Here is a 16,960-nt window from a genome sequence, read left to right as displayed (position 1 = left end):
GTTCGTATTAAGATAAAGGAGTGAAACCAAATGCCAGAAGAGCTGAACCCCACCATGACGCAGAACTTCATCCATGATTTCATCGACGAGGACATCGCCCAGGGTGGTCAGTTCCAAGGCATGACCGTCCACACCCGGTTCCCCCCGGAGCCCAACGGCTACCTGCACATCGGCCATGCCAAGGCAATTTTTGTAGACTTCGGCACTGCCGAAAAGTACGGTGGTCTTTGCAACCTCCGCATGGATGACACCAACCCCACCAAGGAGGACGTGGAGTATGTGGAGGCCATCCAGGAGGACATCCACTGGCTGGGCTACGACTGGGGCGACCGCTTCTACTTCGCCTCTGACTACTTTGACAAGATGTATGAGTATGCCGTGGAGCTCATCAAGAAGGGTCTGGCCTATGTGTGCGAGCTCACCCCCGAGCAGTTCAAGGAGTACCGCGGCGATGTGAATACCCCCGCCCGCTCCCCTTACCGGGATCGTCCCATCGAGGAGTCCCTGGACCTGTTTGCCCGGATGCGGGCCGGCGAGTTTGAAAACGGCCGCATGACCCTGCGCGCTAAGATCGATCTGGCCAGCGGCAACTTTAATATGCGCGACCCTGTCATCTACCGCATCAACCATATGCACCATCACCGCCAGGGGGACAAGTGGTGCATCTACCCCATGTACGACTTTGCCCATCCTCTGGAGGACGCCCTGGAGGGGATCACCCACTCCCTGTGCTCCCTGGAGTTTGAGGATCACCGGCCTCTGTACGACTGGGTTATCGCCAACTGCGATGTGCCCGCCAAGCCCCGGCAGATCGAGTTTGCCCGACTGGGCATCAACTACACCGTCATGAGCAAGCGCAAGCTGCGCCAGCTGGTGGAGGAGGGCCGGGTGTCCGGCTGGGACGATCCCCGTATGCCCACCCTGTGCGGTCTGCGCCGCCGTGGCTACACCCCTCGTGCCATCCGCAACTTCTCCGAGCGCAACGGCGTGAGCAAGGCCGCTTCCACTGTGGAGTACGCCTTCCTGGAGCACTGCCTGCGGGAGGACCTGAACCTGACCGCTCAGCGTGTGATGGCGGTACTGCGCCCCGTCAAGCTCACCATCACCAACTACCCTGAGGGCCAGAGCGAGACCTTCTCCGTGGAGAACAATCCAAACGATCCTGCTGCCGGCAGCCGTGAGATCACCTTCTCCCGCAACCTGTATGTGGAGGCCGAGGACTTCCTGGAGACCCCGGTGCCCAAGTACAAGCGTCTCTATCCCGACGGCCCCGAGTGCCGTCTGAAGGGTGCCTACCTCATCAAGTGCACCGGCTGCGCCAAGGATGAAAACGGCAATGTCACCGAGATCTTTGCCACCTACGATCCCGACAGCAAGGGCGGCGATCCCGCCGACGGCCGCAAGGTGAAGGGCGCCACCATCCACTGGGTGGACGCTGCCACCGCGGTGGACGCCGAGGTGCGGCTGTACGACAACCTGTTCACCGATGCCGATCCCGATGCCGGCGACAAGAACTTCCTGGACTGCCTCAATCCCGGCTCCCTGGAGGTACTGACCGGCGCCAAGGTGGAGGCCGGTCTTGCCAATGTGGAGGCTCCCGCCTCCTTCCAGTTCCTGCGCCAGGGCTATTTCTGCGCCGACAACAAAGACAGCGCCCCCGGCCATCTGGTGTTCAACCGTTCTGTGAGCCTGAAAGACAGCTTTAAATTTTAAAGTGTAATTTGAGACGGCCCGGCGGGACTGATGTACCCCGGGCCGCCTGTATGGAGGTCATAGACATGAAATACTGGTTCCGCAACGACTATTCCTTTGGCGCCCATCCCAAGGTGCTGGAGGCGGTGTGCGCCGCCAATCTGGAGGGCAACATCGGCTATGGCGACGACAAGTACACCGCCAAGGCCAAGGACCGCATCCGTGAGGTGTGCGGCTGCCCCGACGCCATGGTAGAGTTTGTTGTGGGCGGCACCCAGGCCAACGTACTGGCCTGCGCCTTCCTGCTCAAGCCCTGGCAGGCGGCCATCTGCCCCGACTCCGGCCATCTGAACGGCCACGAGGTGGGCGCTTTTGAGGCTACCGGCCACAAGATTCTCACTGTTCCCGCCTCTCCTGACGGCAAGATCGTCCCTGAGCAGCTGATACCCCTGCTGAAGCTCCATCAGGACGTACACCTGACCGAACCCGGTCTGGTGTATATCTCCAACGCCACCGAGAACGGCGCGGTATATACCAAGGCGGAACTCACCGCCCTGTACACCTTCTGCCGTGAGCATGGCCTGTACCTCTTCATCGACGGCGCCCGTCTGGGCTGCGCCCTATCCTCCGACGCCAACGACCTGACCCTGCCTGAGTTTGCCCACCTGTGCGACGCTTTCTACATCGGCGGCACCAAGAACGGCACCATGTTTGGTGAGGCTCTGGTCATCACCCGGCCCGAGCTGACCCAGGGCTTCTTCCGGATGAAGAAGCGTATGCTGGCCGTGATGGAGAAGGGCTGGATTCAGGGTGCCCAGTTCCTGGCCCTCTTTGAGGATGATCTGTATTTCAAGATGGGCCGCCAGGCCAACGAGATGGCCGCCCGCCTCCAGAAGGGCCTGAAGGCCAAAGGCTGGAAGCTGTGGGTGGAGTCTCCCACCAACCAGGTGTTCGTCATTGCTCCCAATGACAAAAAGCCGGTGCTGGATGAGGTATGTCAGTATGAGGACTGGTGTCCCTACGATGAGGACCACACCGTGGTCCGCTTCGTGTGCTGCTTCCATACCACCGAGGCCGACGTAGACGGGTTCCTCTCCGTTCTGCCCGACCTCAAGTAAAATTTGCTCTGAAAACGCCTGTGGCCTCTTGGCCACAGGCGTTTTTTACGGGGTGGTACAGTTTACCAGCCACCCATTTCTACGGTTTCAAAGTTCTCTCTCGTCAAATAACAGTAGTAGTGGATAACTCCATCGATAGAACTTGGCCCCTGTATCCAGTCCATATGATCCTCGATCACGCCTACCGTACCATCCAAACTGCTTCCCACCTCAGGCTCCAGAGCACAGACCTGATAAGTCCATCCGTATCCAAATTTCTCCTGCATTGCTCTTCCCCAATACATAGTAAAGCTGGTCAGGCTGCCTGCCATAAGCAGATCCTCACTCGCGTAGGGCACAATCTCAACATCCAGACCTTCCTTCACATAAAATACATATACAACACTCCAAGTCACCTGGTGGGCTCCGGTTTCCCAATCTACCACTTCTGCCAGTTCACTAACCTTGCAGGGATACCCATCCTCCGTATAAGCTGCTACGCCTGTAATGATATCCTCTTTTATCGCGTTCTGAATGGTATAGCGACTGCCGTCCACCAAAAAGCCAGGTACCAAATCCCGCGCCAGTTCTCCTTCTTGATTATAGAAACGGATTATATAGGGGTAATACCCAGGGATGGGCTCCAGGATGGAAGGCAGCTGATCTACGTCCACAGGGCCCGTCTCCAGCAGGCCGTCCAGAGACTCCTCTTCCGTCATAATCTCTTCAAGTATCTGATACCCTTGGTCATCCGTCTGATAAAAGGCCTCCTCACACCATTCCATGACTCGATTACCACCAGAAGAGCAGGCTGTAGCCGTACAGGCAATGCTCAGCACCATTAGAATCATAACCACTCTCTTTTTCATTTTCTTTCCTCCTGTCGTTCGGTCCATCTCGCGATGTCAATAGTAAGAGACACCGGCATGACCTCTGGTTTTATAACAGGCAAAAAAATTTTTTATTTTTGTCTGTCTGTTCATGATCACGGCTCTCTGCTACAATAGAACTAAACCAAGAATACCGTCGATTTTATCAAATCAATTCTAACCGGAAGGACGTAACCAATATGAATGGACCTTGGAACCACGACTTTGAACTGGATGACGCGGATGAAACCGAACTGCTGGAGGCCTCCACCGGCTTTTCCATTCTGGAAGATGAGCCGGACAACAGCGAGACGCTGCGGGTCCTGGAGCGGCAAATCAGCACACTGCAGGTACAGCTGGACAATCTGGAGGATGATCTGGCCCGGCTGACGGAGGAGCCCGCCGGTAACAGTTCCCAGGAGACACTGATTCTTCGTCTGAGAGACCAAGCGGACCGTTTGGCCGCCCGCATCGATGAACTGGAAGCCCAGGCAGATACACTGTCAGAATCATAATCAAATCACCACCTACCTTTTATGGAACAATTTGTAACTTCCTGTTGACTTCTGTTTCTGCTGACCGTACAATCGTGATGTGTGGATACAAGAGGAAATATCCATTGCGCAGCAAACCTGCTGCCATCTTTTCGAGGGAGGAAGAACCATGAAAAACTGTCTCAACTGCGGCCATCCGCTGCACAACGGGGCCGCCTTCTGCCAAAACTGCGGCACTCCGGTTCCTCAGGACCCCGCCCCCGCCAACACCCCTGCCTTTTGCAGAAACTGTGGCGAGCGGCTCACCCCGGATACAAAATTTTGCGTCAACTGCGGCACTCCCGTAGAGCAGGCATCTGCTGTATCTCAGGAACCCCAGCCTGAGGCTAAAGCTGCCCCCGCCGCCCGCCGTCCCAAAGGGAAAATAATCGCCGGTGCCATTGCCGCTGTAGTCGTGGTGGCTGCGGGTATTCTGGTGATCCCCCGGCTCTTTTCCGCTCCGTCCAAGCAATTCGTCTCTTATCAGCAGGACCTGTTTGCTGATCGCGCGCTTGGTATGCTGGAGGAAGGCGTGGACACCATCGGCAGCGGCGCGTTCTCTTCCGATCTGACGATCACCGCCATCACGGACAGCGCAGAGATCAACCAGTACCTGGAGGACTCCTCCGTCAGCCTGAAGGTGGATCTGGACCGGGACACCTTACTGGCCAACGGAGAGTTCACCCTGATGGGCAGCCCCATCCTCACAGGCCTGCTGTCTTATGACAAAGGAACTCTGGGCTTTTATCTGCCCGAGATCCAGGATACCTATTACACCATGGATCTCTCCCAAACTGTGGAGGCCCTCACCGGTCAGGACGTAGACCTGAGTGCGCTGGCTCTGCCTGAGATTTCGGGCAAGGAGTGGCGTTCTCTGCTGGAGTCCTATCTGGATGTTGTCTATACCGTAGTAAACGAAGAAAATGTGACTGTGGAGGATGGCGTATCCTTTACCCTGCCTCAGCTGGGCGGCTCCATGACGGGTACCCGCTACACCTTCCAGCCCCGGGCAGAGGATGTGGAGGCCATGCTGCTCAAGCTGGCCCAGACCCTCCGGGAGGACGAAACCCTGCGGCAGCTGATCCTGAAGCTCATCAACCCTGATATGCTGACCGCCGCCTTCGGTTACGATGTTTTCAGCGGCTATGATCTGGAGGAGGAGCTGGACAATGCCCTGCTCTCTCTGGCGGATGAGCTGGAATACAGCGCCGCCGATGCAGGCCGTGAGGTGGAGGAGTCCGGCTTTACCTGGGAGCTCTATGTGGAGGGCAACCAGGTCCGTATGATCCGTCTGTATACCGACTATTCCGATACCACTCTGGTCTATGAGTCCCAGGGCGCGGAGTCTGACCGGCGACAGGAGGCCTTCTATGTAGAGGTCTATGGTGAGCCCCAGTTCCTGCTGACTCACTCCTACACCAAAAACGGCAGCGTTTCCGATGGCATCATCAGCCTTACCCAGCCTTACGGCGGCTCTCTGGAAATGCGGTACGATATGGATTCGGAGAAAAAATCTCCTCTGGGCATCCCCCAGGGCTCCTATCAAGTATACTCGGATATGCTGCCTGTGAACCTGACGCTGGACGTAACCCAGGGACAGGACAACAGCGTGGACCACACCCTCCAAATCCAGGGCGATTCCTATGTGTTTGACGGTGCGTTCAGCTCTCTGGAGATCAACATCAATACCACCGATGGTTCTTCCGTCAAAGCCCCCGATGTGCCCCCCTACGACATCAGCAACTTCACCTATGAGGACTACTATGAGCTGTTCCAGGAACTGGGTATGGCTGTGGAGCAGGATCTGATCCGCAATCTGGAGCCGCTGCTGGATACTTCCTATGGATGGTAACGCAGTTTTATGTACCCTGCGGCAGGTGGAAAAGCGCTACTCCCGCCATGCCGCCCCTGTGCTGGGTCCCATTTCCCTAACCCTGTCCCAAGGGGAGGTATTGGGCGTCCGTGGCTCCAACGGCGCGGGCAAGAGCACCCTGCTGTCCATCCTGGCCGGGGTACTGCGGCCCGATGCCGGAGAATACCATCTGGCTCCGGAGGCCGTGGGCAAGGTGGCCTATGTACCCCAGGAGCTCTCCCTTTACCACACCCTTACCGGGCTGGATAACCTGCGGTTCTGGGGGCGGGCCTGCGGCCTGCCCTGGCAGGCCATTGCCATCCGCAGCCGCTGGCTGTTGGAGCAGTTGGACCTGACCGACAAGGGAAAGCAGCCGGTCTCCGCCTACTCCGGCGGGATGCAGCGCCGCCTCCATCTGGCCAGCGCTCTAATGATCACCCCCAAAGTGCTGCTGCTGGATGAACCTACCGTGGGCGCAGACGCCCGCTCGGTGGAGCTCATTCTGTCCATGGTGGAGCACCTGCGGGACATGGGCTGTGCCATCGCCATCATCTCCCACCAGCCCGGCGAACTGGAGCGGGTGTGCAGCCGGATCCTCACCCTGGAAGCCGGCCGCCCTGTTCCGGAGGAGGGAAGCCCATGTCCGGACTGAAAGCCGCCCTATGTAAAGACCTGAAGCTGTTTTTCAGCGGCGCCGGTGTAGCCGCTCTGCTGCTGCCCTTTCTGCTGCTGGCGGCCTTCCGGATCGGGCTGGGCGATCTCACCACTCAGAGTTATGTGCAGCCTTTTCCCATCGCGGTACGGGATGAGGACGATACCATCATGTCCCGTTCCCTCATCGCCCAGATGAAGCGCATCGAGCTGTTCTCCGATGTGGCCGTTCTGGAGGAGGAAACCAGCGACGCCCAGGCTCTGAATCAGGGCGCAGCGGCAGTGATTACCATCCCCAAGGACTTTTTCTACGATCTGTACACCATGACCGACTGCCCAGTCTCCATCGTCCTCAACGGAGATATGCCGCTGGAGTCCACCCTGATCTACTCCATCTTTGGATCTGTGATGGATATCATCCGGGGCAATCAAGTGGCCTACACAGCCGTATATCAGCTGTGCTACGGCGACCTGGACAATGAGCAGCAGTGGGCCCTCTACCAGGAATCCTCTGTCAATCTGCTTCATGACGCCCTGGGTCGTCAGAACGTCTTTGAAAATGAGGCAGTCCAGGCCGACCTTCAGGGCACGCTGGAGCGGCGGCTAACAGCCTGTGTGCTGTCTGTGCTGGCCCTCTTCTTCTCCATTGCCGCTGTTAAAACCCTACCCGAGGAGCTGGGATTGGGTATTCTCCCTCGCTACAGGGCTTTGGGCGGTTCCACGGGAGCCTTTGTACTGTCCAAGTTCCTGGTGGCCTATCTGCTGACCCTGCCCACCCAGGTCCTGATGCTGGCAGTCTTTCAGCCGGAACGCCCCATTCTGTTTCTGGTCCTTGCCCTCCTCCTGCTGGCTTCCGCCTTCGGGATCCTGCTGGGGCTGGCCGCATGGCTGGGCAATCCCGCCTCGGTCCAGCGGTGGGGCAATCTGCTGCTCTTTCTCTCCCTGGTACTGGGGGGCACCCTCTGGTCCCGTCAGCTTCTCCCCATGCCCCTGCCTGTACTGGGTCAATTCACCCTGCCCTACTATGCCGGGCTGGGACTGGAGGCTGCCGCCTACGGCCTGCCGCCGGTGAAGCTGTTGGGTCTGCTCTGGCCCATTCTGGCCATGGGAGTCGCCGGCCTTCTGTTCGCCCTGTTTATGCTGCACCGGAACAAGAGGAGCAAATCCGCCCGCACCACCCACGGCAGCCCTGCCAAACCCACAGCTGTCCCCGCCCTGCTTCCCTTCCCGGCCCGGCTGGCCAGCCTGTCCGGCATCAAGCTCACCGCCATGTCCGGCGGTCTGCGGGGACTGGTTGCTCTGCTGGCAGTGGCCCTGCTGTGCGGGATGGCCGCCTCCTCCGTTCAGTCTGGTGGCAGGCAGCAGCTCTGCCTGGCGGTCTATGACCAGGATCAAAGCGCTCTGTCCCAGGAGCTGGTCCAGCGTCTGGGCCAGCATACCGAGCTCTCGGTACGCAGCTGCGGCAAAGAGGAGGGGATTCACCTGCTCCTGCTGGGAGAGGTGGAAGGTCTGCTCACCATTGGAGAGGGCTATAGCCAGTCGTTGAGCACTGAGGAGCAAATCCCCCTCCGCTATGAGGGCGCTTCGGCGTCCGTCTCCCTCCAGGGCGCCCGGGAGATCATCGCCGGGCAAGTCTCCCTCCAGCGCAGCCGGGTCCAGGCCAGCGGCAACGCGGAAGCCCATCTGGGGCGGACCCTTTCCGCCCAGGAATCCGCTCAGCTCCAGACACTGATGGATGAAGCCGAGGCCTCCATGCCGCCTCTCTACCAGATGCAGATGCAAAACGGCGCCTCCGCTCCCCTGCCCTTCGTCCCCAGCCAGATCAGCTTTACGGCACTGATGGTCCTGTTTACTTTGCTGACCTCGGCGGCCTGGACCGGAGGCCGGGACGGCCGCCTGGTGGAGCGGCGGATGTTGTCCCTCCCCTTTGGCCGGGTGCTGTCCTACGGCAGCGATTGTCTGGCCCTGGTAGGGCTGGGGCTTCTGGTTTCCCTGTGCATTCTGCTCTTCGGCGGCTGTACCGATCTGTGGACCGCTGCCGCCACCCTGGCCTACACCCTGTGCGTCTCCGCCCTGGCCCTGATGCTCATCCGGTTCACCAGCACCGACGGGCGGGTAGATGGACTGGCCCCCTTTTTGGCCCTCATCCTCTGCCTGCTGGGCGGGTGCTTTATGGACCTGTCCCAACTCTCCCTCGCCCTGCGGACCGTCTCCCTGCTGACCCCGCCGGGCCTGGCGCTGGAGGCCTCCCGGGGCACCTGGCCCGCTTTGCTGGCCCTGCTGTGCGCTGCGGCAGTTCTCTTCGTTATCGGCCTTCGCCCACGCAGAAAATAGTATCCAGCCTACAAGAAGAAAGCCTGTAACCGCAATGGTTACAGGCTTTCTTACGTTTGATTGGGGTTTCAGGGATGGTCCTGCCACAGGCGGCGGACCTTCCGTCCTGTCAGCCCTGTCAGATCCGCGCACTGGACGGAGCAGCCGCACACCACCAGCAGCTGGTCGTAGCAGACTCCGGGGATCGCCCACTCAAAAGTATCCTCCGGCCGCTCCCTCTGGATGCGCTCCACCAAGGCCACCCGGTCATACCGGGGATTGCAACCGCCGCAGTATTTCACTCCGATCCGCACGGACGCTCTCCCCGCAGAATGGCTTTGGCCTGGTCCAGCAGCTCCTGGCTCACACCCCCCACCAGTACCACGTCCTTCAGCGCAGGGACAGATTCCAGCAGAGCGGAGCGGATCAGGTTTTCCGTGGTCAGCATGGCGGAGGGGCAGCCGGCGCACTGGCCGGTGAGCTGGAAGCGGTAAACTCCGTCTTTGCAGTCCAGGCTGCGGATGTTGCCGCCGTGAAGGGCCAGGTTGGGGCGCACCTTATCCTCCAAAACCTCTTCGATCCGGTCCAGGATCTCACTGTACTCAGACACGTTTCCTCACTCCTTGACGTGGGCGATCTTCTTGGCCAACTCTTTCTTCATAGGCAGGTTGCCCTGGCGGGCGATCATAATGCGCTGGGCCTGAGGAGAACCGGCGCCATGGAGGGACTCGGTGCGGTAACCCACGGCGGCGGTGCCCAGGGTCAGGTTCTCAATGAGGCGCAGGATGCGGAAGCGGTTCTCCACCGACACGCCTGGGGCCGCCTTGAAGTACTTTTCCACATAGGGCCCCAGCTTGGGGTCCTTCAGATCGGCCTCGGCGGGGGCGGTGACCACCACGCCGCCGGCGATGTCCTCGGCCAGTCGGGCAATCTCATAGGGGAAGCGGGTCACGTTCTGCTTGCACACGTTGGCCAGCAGCAGGTCGATGATGTAGTTGCCGCTGGCGGTGGCGTGGCCCTCGGCGGAGCAGGCGATGCCGCAGCAGTACAGGGTCTCGTTCAGGTGGGTCATCTCAATGAGCTTATCCTTGATGTGGGAAGCCTTGGCGCAGCCGTTGTAGTCGGCGGCCACGGCGGCGGCACCGATCAGTACGTCGCCCACGCCAACCTTGCACCCGCCATAGCTCTGGCGGTGGTAGCCGGCAAACCGCTCCACCAGCATACCGGCAAATTCCGTCTCACCGCACATAAAGATGCGGTCGTTAGGCACAAACACGTCTTCAAAGACCACCAGGGCCTCCACGCCGCCGAACTCGGCGTTGCCTACGTCCAGCTCGCTGCCCTCCAGCTTCCGGGTGTCGCAGCTCTGGCGGCCGATGATCATGAAGATACCCTCGGCGTCCATGGGCACGGCAAAGGACACGGCGTAGTCCTTGTCCTCCGGTCCCATGGAGATGGTAGGCATGATGATGATCTCATGGCTATTCAGCGCGCCGGTCTGGTGGGCCTTGGCGCCCCGGACCACAATGCCGTCGGGGCGGCGTTCCACCACACGCAGGAACAGATCTGGGTCCTCCTGCTCATGAGGAGCCTTGGACCGGTCTCCCTTGGGGTCGGTCATGGCTCCGTCCACCGTCAGGTCGTGCTCCTGAACATAGGCGGCAAACTTCTTGAAATTCTCATGATAGCTGGTACCATACTTCTGGTCGATCTCGTAGGTGGTGGAGTAAACAGCATTGAAGGCGTCCATACCCACGCACCGCTGGAAGCAGGCGGCGGTCTGCTGGCCCATCAGCCGCTGCATCTTCACCTTCTTCACCAGGTCCTGGGCGGACTGGTGGATGTGGGTGAAGCGGTTGACCTGCTGGCCGGTCAGGTTGGAGGTAGCGGTCATCAGGTCCTGGTATTCCGGCTTCTGGGCCAGATCATAGGTCATGCGCACGCTGTTCAGCGAGGGGCGAAGGATGGGATCGTCCACCGGATTCTCCACCTTCTTGCCAAACATATAGACCTGCATATGCATCTTGCGGATGCTCTCAATGTACTGTTCCCCTGTCATCAGTGCCATGTTGTTCCCTTCCTTTCTCTTACTTCAGGCTGAGGATCTCCCGGGCCTCGTCGGGAGTGGCAACCTTTTTGCCGAACTCCTCGATGACCCGGCGGGCCCGGTCCACGAACTGGACGTTGCTCTCAGCCAGCACGCCCTTGCTGTACATCACGTTGTCCTCCATGCCCACGCGGATGTGGCCGCCCAGGGCTACAGCGCCGTACAACATGGTGAGGGCAGAATGGCCCACGCCGAAGCAGCTCCAGGTGGAGCCGGGGCACAGGGACTCCATGGTCTCCTTCATAAAAATCAGGTTCTTCATGGTGCCGGGGATGCCGTTGGCGCAGCCCATGCAGAACTGGAAATGCAGCGGAGCCTTGAGCACGCCCTTTTTGAGGTAATACTGGGCGTTGGCGATCATGCCGGGGTCAAAGGCCTCGATCTCCGGCTTGATGTGGTTGTCCTCCATGATCTTGCCCAGCTTCTCCAGGAAGGCGGGGGGATTGAGGAACAGGCCGGTGTGCATCCAGTTCATGGAACCGCAGTCGTAGGAGGCCATCTCGGGGCGCAGCTCCACAATGTGCTCGTAGCGGCACTCCTCGTTGGGGAAGGAGGCAGCGCCGGAGGTGGTCATATTCAGAATAATGTCGCAGTCGGGATGGTTGCCCCGCAGCAGCTCCACCGTCTGGCGGAATTTGTTCTTGTCCATGGCGCCGTTGCCTTCGTCGTCCCGCATATGCATATGGGCGATGGCGGCTCCCGCCTTCCAGCAGGCGTAGATATCCTCGGCAATCTCCGCGGGGGTCATGGGCACGTTGGGGTTGTTTTCCTTCTTGGGCCACGCGCCGGTGGTGGCCACAGTAATAATGGTCTTATCCTGGCTCATTTCCATTCCTCCTTAAAAACCTGATGTCCGCCCACTGGGACGGATCTCATAACGCCAAAGATAAGAAGCAAGACTCATGCCAATTTATTTTCGTCTTTCCGGGCCGGTTTGCAGCTTCATCCACCTTCACTATTGCATTTCAGAAACAACCCGCCCGTTGTTTTCTCTTCTCTGTTGCATATCTGCATCGTGCAACAACTCAACCGGGCAGTTTTATGAAAAAACGCTCCGAGATTGTTGGCATCCGGCTTGCATCATCTCTCTCCTGAATCCACCTTACCACATTCAGAGAGGAGACATACTTAAGGAAGGACGCCAGATAGAGCACCGGCTGCCGGAAGGCGCCCCCCAGGTCAGCTGCGGCCAGCTGCGCGCCAATGACGATCATGGCCAGCGGCGTGTTCAGGTCGCCCAGGAACGAGATGGTAGAGGACACTGCGTCGGGGAAACGAAATCCGCCGAAAAAGATTACCAGGCTCACCGCCAGGCCGATCACACCCGGGTTAATGATGGCCTTTTTGATAGAAAAGGCCTGTTTGCCTCCCATGATGACCACACCCAGCGTCCAGGTGGTCAGGTTGAAGGCCGCAAGGGAGAGCGCTCCATACACCAGTGCCTCGCTGCCCAGGATGGATTCCACCAGAGGGACTCCCATAAAGCCTACATTGCCGTACACCATGGCAAAGCGCAGGCTGTCCCTGGTATCCGCCGGACATTTCCGGAAGAAAAGCATGGATACCGCCAGGTAGACCAGATAGCAGGCCACAGCGATCACCGCGCCCACGCACAGCTGCTGCACCAGCTCCGGCGTCCGCTCCACCTGGAAACACTCGATCATGACGCAGGGACATACGATGTACAGCAGCAAAAACGACATCTGGCTCAGTCCTGCGGAGGAGAGCTTTTTCATTTTTCCCAGGCCAAATCCCACTGCCATCATCAAAAACAGCGTGGCCACCTGCCCGGTTACCGTCAGTAAATTGTTCAGCACCGTGATTCCTCCCTAATTTTGTCTATGGTACCTGCATTAAAGCACAGTTCCCGCCCAAAGGGAAATCATGATTGCAGATAAGCCCATTCCAAATTGAGATAGAGGCATACAGGAGAGAGCGCTCTATGGATGATAAATTATTAAAAACCTTTCTGGCGGTAGCCGACCACTGCTCCTTCACCGCCGCGGCAAAGGAGCTTTATCTGGCCCAAAGCGCCGTCAGCAAGCACATCCACCAGCTGGAAAAAGAGCTACAGGTCCATCTGTTTGTGCGGGACACCCGTATGGTCCGGCTGACAGACGCCGGGACCCGCTTCTACCGGGAGGCCACTGATCTGCTGGAGCGGATGGAAAATGCCGCTGCCGCCCTCCGGCAGGACGCCGTGCCTCTGCCAGACAAGCTGCACTTTGGTGCATTCAGCGCCCTGTCCACCGAGATCACGGACCTACTCCGTCGGTTTTGCCAGGACTTTCCCCAGATTTCCGTCACTCTGGACTGGTTTGAATTCGGTATGCTGGTCCCCACCCTCGTCCACGGAAAGCTGGACGGCGCCTTCACCGTCAGCTTTGAACTGCTGGATCAGCCCCGTCTGGCCTCTCAAAAGCTGGAGGACGGTGCCCTGTTCGTGCTGGTGGGAAAGCAAAGTCCCCTGGCTGGCCGGACCACCCTCCGGCTGGCCGATCTGGCGGGGGCCACCTACTACACCATGCGGCCCGACGTCAGCCCCAACGGTTATGCCAGCATTCTGAACTACTTTCTGGAGCACCACTTCCGCCCGTCAGAGACCCGCAGGCTGACCAGCCACGAGTCCGTGCTGCTTCAACTCCAGATCGACCCCAACGGCTACGGTTTGATGAGCGATTTTCAGTTCCGGCAGCATCCCGGCGTGGTCTTTATCCCACTGGAACAGGAAGAGCAGCCCTCCAGCCATCTGTTTGATCTGGTGGCCGCCTGGGACCGCCAGCTGGTCACCCCCGCCCTATCCTCCTTTCTCAACTGGCTGGCCAACTATGCCCCACCTGGCTGATCCCACACCATTCCGTTCAACCGCATGATAATAAAAGCCACCTGCGCCCTTTGGTGCGCAGGTGGCTTTTTGCAGTTTAAGTATCCGCCCCGAAAAAATCCATTTTCTGCTTTACCGACTCAATCCTGTCTGAATCCTTTCCAAACAGTTTTTCTACCATGGAAATAACCGCCATATAAGCGTTGGAGGCCTCGCCATAGCGCCCCTGCGCGGCATACAGGTCACCAAGCATCTCCTGATTCTCAATGGTATCCGCCGCAAGGGCGCCCCGCATATGCTGGTTGATTTCCAGGGCCCGGACAAGTTTATCTTCCGCCTGTGCCCACTGAGCCCGCGCATCCTCTCCGCGCCCATCCGCCTCCGCTTCCAGACCCAGGTGATAATGGGATACGCCCTGATCGTACAGCGAATAAGCAAGTCCTGACGGGTTTCGCTCTGATAGTGTCTGCTCATGCAGCAGGGTACATTCCAGCGCCTTCTGATAGTTTCCCTGTCTCTGGTACATCCGACCCATTTCCATATAGGTTTCGCCCACCCGCTCCTGAGCCAGTGCCAGGTCATACTGCTCATTTTTCATGAGCATATCCCGCTTTTCTCCCCGCTCCAGGGCTGCAATGTTGCGCTGGCGAATGGCAAGAGCCTGTTGAAAATAGGTCTGCGCCTTGTCAAAGTCCTGGTCGTACTCCCAGGTATAGCAACGGGCCACCTTTTCATAGGCCATGGCCAGATCCTCATTTTCCGGCATACCGCTGCGGAGCATCAGCTCCAGTCCCAGTCGGTACCAGGGGATGGATTCCTTGTTGCGGCGGCTGTTGAAGTAACATCCTCCCAGATTTTTCGCCGCGTAGCCGGTCATGGGGTTGTCCTCTCCCAGCTGTTTGCGGCAGGCATTATAAAAACGATGGGCATTTTCAATGGATGCATCAAAACGCCCGACCTGCCATAGAAAGCCGGAGATCGGCTCAAAGGCATCGATTGCCCGGATATCCGGCTCCGGGAAATAATCCGCCAGAGCCAGCACACTGTCGGTAACCGCCAGATTTTCCTGATAGGGCCGCAGCCAGGCGGTGAACAGGAACCGGGACATATTGTCCAGGAATTTGCCGCACTGATCCACATCAGGCCTCAAAACCGCATGGACCACCTCGATTACCAGAGGATGCAGAGAGATCCGTCTTTCTGCCCCTTTCAGCACCCAGCTTTTGCGGATCAGCTGATTGATGGGCTCAAAGGAAGGCAGATCCATCCACTCCCGAAAACGGACCGCAGGCACACCGCTGTGCCCCATCAGAGACAGGCAGCGCAGGATCTGCTTCTCCTCGTCACTCAGGTTACTGGTATTGAACACCGAGCAGATATGCCCAAAAGCGGTATTTACAGACTGCCGGCCGGATACGGTCTCCGCCAGTCCGCTTTGCATATCTCCCTGCTCCAACAGTGCCAACATCTCGTCCGCACTGAGAAAGCTGGCGCTCATCTGCTTGGCAATCAGTTCCACCGTATAAGTGTGGCAGGCAATCCTGTCAAAAATCTTCTTCAGGCTCTCCTTGTCGCCCTCTTCCACACACTCACCATAGTTTTTCTGGAAAATGTCCAGCAGCACATCAAAATCCTGCATGGCCTCCACCCGGAGCGCCGGATATCCCGGATGGGCATTGCGAGTGGTAAAGATCACATGATAGCTGCCCTCCAGGAATTTGTCCAGGTCCTGGTCCCCATCCACATCAAAATTATCTACGATCAGCAGGGTTTTCTCGCTGGTAATGCTCTGCATCACCCGCAGTTTCCGCAGGAAAAAGGCCCGCTCATCTTCTGTGGGCTTTTGCGGCTCCAGATTCTCAATGGAGACCGCCTCTTCGTCGCAAGCCAGGCGCTGGAGGCTGCCCTGATAGCTGACAAACAGCGTCTGCTCGTATTCCTTTTGGAATCTCAACGCATACTGCTTTGCCAGTTCACTCTTCCCGATGCCGCCGATCCCCTCCAGAAAGATGCAACGTTTCCCCTGAGCAAAGTGGGCGTGAATCTGCTCCAAAAGTGTCTCTCTGCCCTCAAATACATCTCTGGCCTGGGGCATACGGGCCAGCAGTCGATATTGACGGATGGGGCTTTGCGTCTGCTGTGTACGCTCTCCCTTTTTCTTGCCCAGCAGCATCTCCAGGCGCTCCACCAGCTCATCGATGCGCTTATACATGGGCGGCGTCATAGCATCGATCCAGTGCAATCGGCCCAGATAATACTGGGCCTCCTCACCGATCTCATCATCGGCTACATGGAATGGGATAATCTTTACTTCTTCATTCCGGGTAAGTCTGCGGCTCACCATGTCGATTTCGTTCAGCACATGAACAGACTCCGATGCCTGACGATTCAGGATCAGGAGAAAAATTGCGCATTGGTTGATCGCCTTTACAATGCTGGAGGCATACGCGCCCTCTGTATTTCTGGGCGCATACCAGCAGCGAACGCCGTCGGCCTCCAATTTATTAACAATACCTTCCACAATATGCAAGGAGGACGCGGTATGATGGCTGACAAATACATCAATTTCCATGAGTGCTCACTTCTCCTTCCTATTTGGTTGCTGCTCCCGACCCAATATGCAGCAAATGATTCTCGCCACAAGGCCTTCCGATATTTTACAGATTGTCAATTATTATACTACACCTTTGTCTTTTCTACAACTATCCCCTTTCTTCGCACAGCAAGAAAACTCTGCGAAATCCCATTGCGGAGTTCAAATAAAAGCGGGGCGGAAGTCAAAAACTTCCGCCCCGCTTTCGGAGGAGAAACGCCTATTGGCAGATGCTTATTTCTCGTTTTCCGCAAATCGCATGAGGATGGTTGCAATCTCAGCGCGGGTGGCGGTGCCGGTGGGATCCAGAACGTTGCCGCCCTTGCCGGACAGCAGCTTGGAGCCTACCGCCCACTCCATGGCCTCAGTAGCCCAGGAGGAGGTCTTGGCGCCATCGGTGAAGGTGGTCAGGTCGCCCTTGGCGGACAC

The 16,960-nt window shown here is 58.2% G+C and carries 15 protein-coding genes; 7 read left to right on the top strand and 8 right to left on the bottom strand.

The genetic code is table 11. From position 1 onward, the window contains the following. The first annotated feature begins 30 nt into the window (after positions 1-30). Positions 31-1,713, top strand: a complete 1,683-nt coding sequence (locus B5F94_RS05725; RefSeq protein WP_087328657.1) for a glutamine--tRNA ligase/YqeY domain fusion protein — start codon at positions 31-33, stop codon at positions 1,711-1,713. Positions 1,714-1,778: 65 nt separating this feature from the next. Beyond that, positions 1,779-2,810, top strand: coding sequence for a threonine aldolase family protein (locus B5F94_RS05720; RefSeq protein ID WP_087328655.1), 1,032 nt, complete (start codon positions 1,779-1,781; stop codon positions 2,808-2,810). Positions 2,811-2,872: 62 nt separating this feature from the next. On the opposite strand, the gene B5F94_RS05715 is transcribed toward B5F94_RS05720, so the two are convergent. Beyond that, positions 2,873-3,658, bottom strand: coding sequence for a hypothetical protein (locus B5F94_RS05715; protein ID WP_087328653.1), 786 nt, complete (start codon positions 3,656-3,658; stop codon positions 2,873-2,875). A 200-nt stretch (positions 3,659-3,858) separates the two neighbouring features. On the opposite strand from B5F94_RS05715, the gene B5F94_RS05710 reads away from it, so the two are divergent. The 4 genes from B5F94_RS05710 (at position 3,859) to B5F94_RS05695 (ending at position 9,028) form a co-directional block, all read left to right on the top strand. Next, the gene (locus B5F94_RS05710) at positions 3,859-4,173 is read left to right on the top strand and encodes a hypothetical protein (RefSeq protein ID WP_087328651.1); all 315 of its coding nucleotides are present in this window, start codon (positions 3,859-3,861) and stop codon (positions 4,171-4,173) included. A 148-nt stretch (positions 4,174-4,321) separates the two neighbouring features. Beyond that, positions 4,322-6,043 (top strand): zinc ribbon domain-containing protein, encoded by a 1,722-nt coding sequence (locus B5F94_RS05705; RefSeq protein ID WP_087328649.1) that lies wholly within the window; start codon positions 4,322-4,324, stop codon positions 6,041-6,043. Then, positions 6,033-6,695 (top strand): ABC transporter ATP-binding protein, encoded by a 663-nt coding sequence (locus B5F94_RS05700; protein WP_087328647.1) that lies wholly within the window; start codon positions 6,033-6,035, stop codon positions 6,693-6,695. The genes B5F94_RS05705 and B5F94_RS05700 overlap by 11 nt, the downstream gene beginning before the upstream one ends. Further along, positions 6,683-9,028, top strand: a complete 2,346-nt coding sequence (locus tag B5F94_RS05695) for an ABC transporter permease (RefSeq protein WP_087328645.1) — start codon at positions 6,683-6,685, stop codon at positions 9,026-9,028. Before B5F94_RS05700 ends, B5F94_RS05695 begins: the two co-directional genes overlap by 13 nt. 68 nt (positions 9,029-9,096) lie before the next feature. Here the strand turns inward: B5F94_RS05695 and B5F94_RS05690 are convergent, their stop codons facing one another. The 5 genes from B5F94_RS05690 to B5F94_RS05670 form a co-directional block, all read right to left on the bottom strand. Continuing rightward, complete coding sequence (locus tag B5F94_RS05690; protein ID WP_087328643.1) at positions 9,097-9,321, bottom strand: hypothetical protein; 225 nt, start codon at positions 9,319-9,321, stop codon at positions 9,097-9,099. Beyond that, positions 9,306-9,617, bottom strand: a complete 312-nt coding sequence (locus tag B5F94_RS05685; protein ID WP_242965600.1) for a NifU family protein — start codon at positions 9,615-9,617, stop codon at positions 9,306-9,308. Before B5F94_RS05685 ends, B5F94_RS05690 begins: the two co-directional genes overlap by 16 nt. A 6-nt stretch (positions 9,618-9,623) precedes the next feature. Continuing rightward, a complete protein-coding gene (locus B5F94_RS05680; RefSeq protein WP_087328641.1) occupies positions 9,624-11,075 on the bottom strand; it encodes a 4-hydroxyphenylacetate 3-hydroxylase family protein in 1,452 nt (483 codons plus the stop codon). A 19-nt stretch (positions 11,076-11,094) separates the two neighbouring features. Continuing rightward, on the bottom strand, positions 11,095-11,940 hold the full coding sequence (locus B5F94_RS05675) for a 3-keto-5-aminohexanoate cleavage protein (protein WP_343212790.1): 846 nt from the start codon (positions 11,938-11,940) through the stop codon (positions 11,095-11,097). A gap of 199 nt (positions 11,941-12,139) precedes the next feature. After that, positions 12,140-12,931: an AEC family transporter gene (locus B5F94_RS05670; RefSeq protein WP_087328637.1), complete on the bottom strand. Its 792-nt coding sequence runs from the start codon at positions 12,929-12,931 to the stop codon at positions 12,140-12,142. A gap of 125 nt (positions 12,932-13,056) precedes the next feature. On the opposite strand from B5F94_RS05670, the gene B5F94_RS05665 reads away from it, so the two are divergent. Then, entirely contained in the window at positions 13,057-13,959 is a 903-nt protein-coding gene (locus B5F94_RS05665) for a LysR family transcriptional regulator (RefSeq protein ID WP_087328635.1), read from the top strand. A gap of 76 nt (positions 13,960-14,035) precedes the next feature. Here B5F94_RS05665 and B5F94_RS05660 read toward each other — a convergent pair whose 3' ends face one another. Both B5F94_RS05660 and B5F94_RS05655 read right to left on the bottom strand, forming a co-directional pair. Then, positions 14,036-16,510, bottom strand: a complete 2,475-nt coding sequence (locus B5F94_RS05660) for a tetratricopeptide repeat protein (protein ID WP_087328633.1) — start codon at positions 16,508-16,510, stop codon at positions 14,036-14,038. A gap of 255 nt (positions 16,511-16,765) precedes the next feature. After that, a partial coding sequence (locus B5F94_RS05655) for an S-layer homology domain-containing protein (RefSeq protein WP_143383247.1) occupies positions 16,766-16,960 on the bottom strand: 195 nt, incomplete at its 5' end.

It is taken from the genome of Flavonifractor sp. An4, assembly GCF_002161755.1.
In the GTDB taxonomy this organism is placed as follows: Bacteria; Bacillota; Clostridia; order Oscillospirales; family Oscillospiraceae; genus Flavonifractor; species Flavonifractor avicola.
The sequence above is the reverse complement of the archived record's forward strand: the minus strand, read 5'-3'. Positions and strand labels throughout refer to the sequence as shown.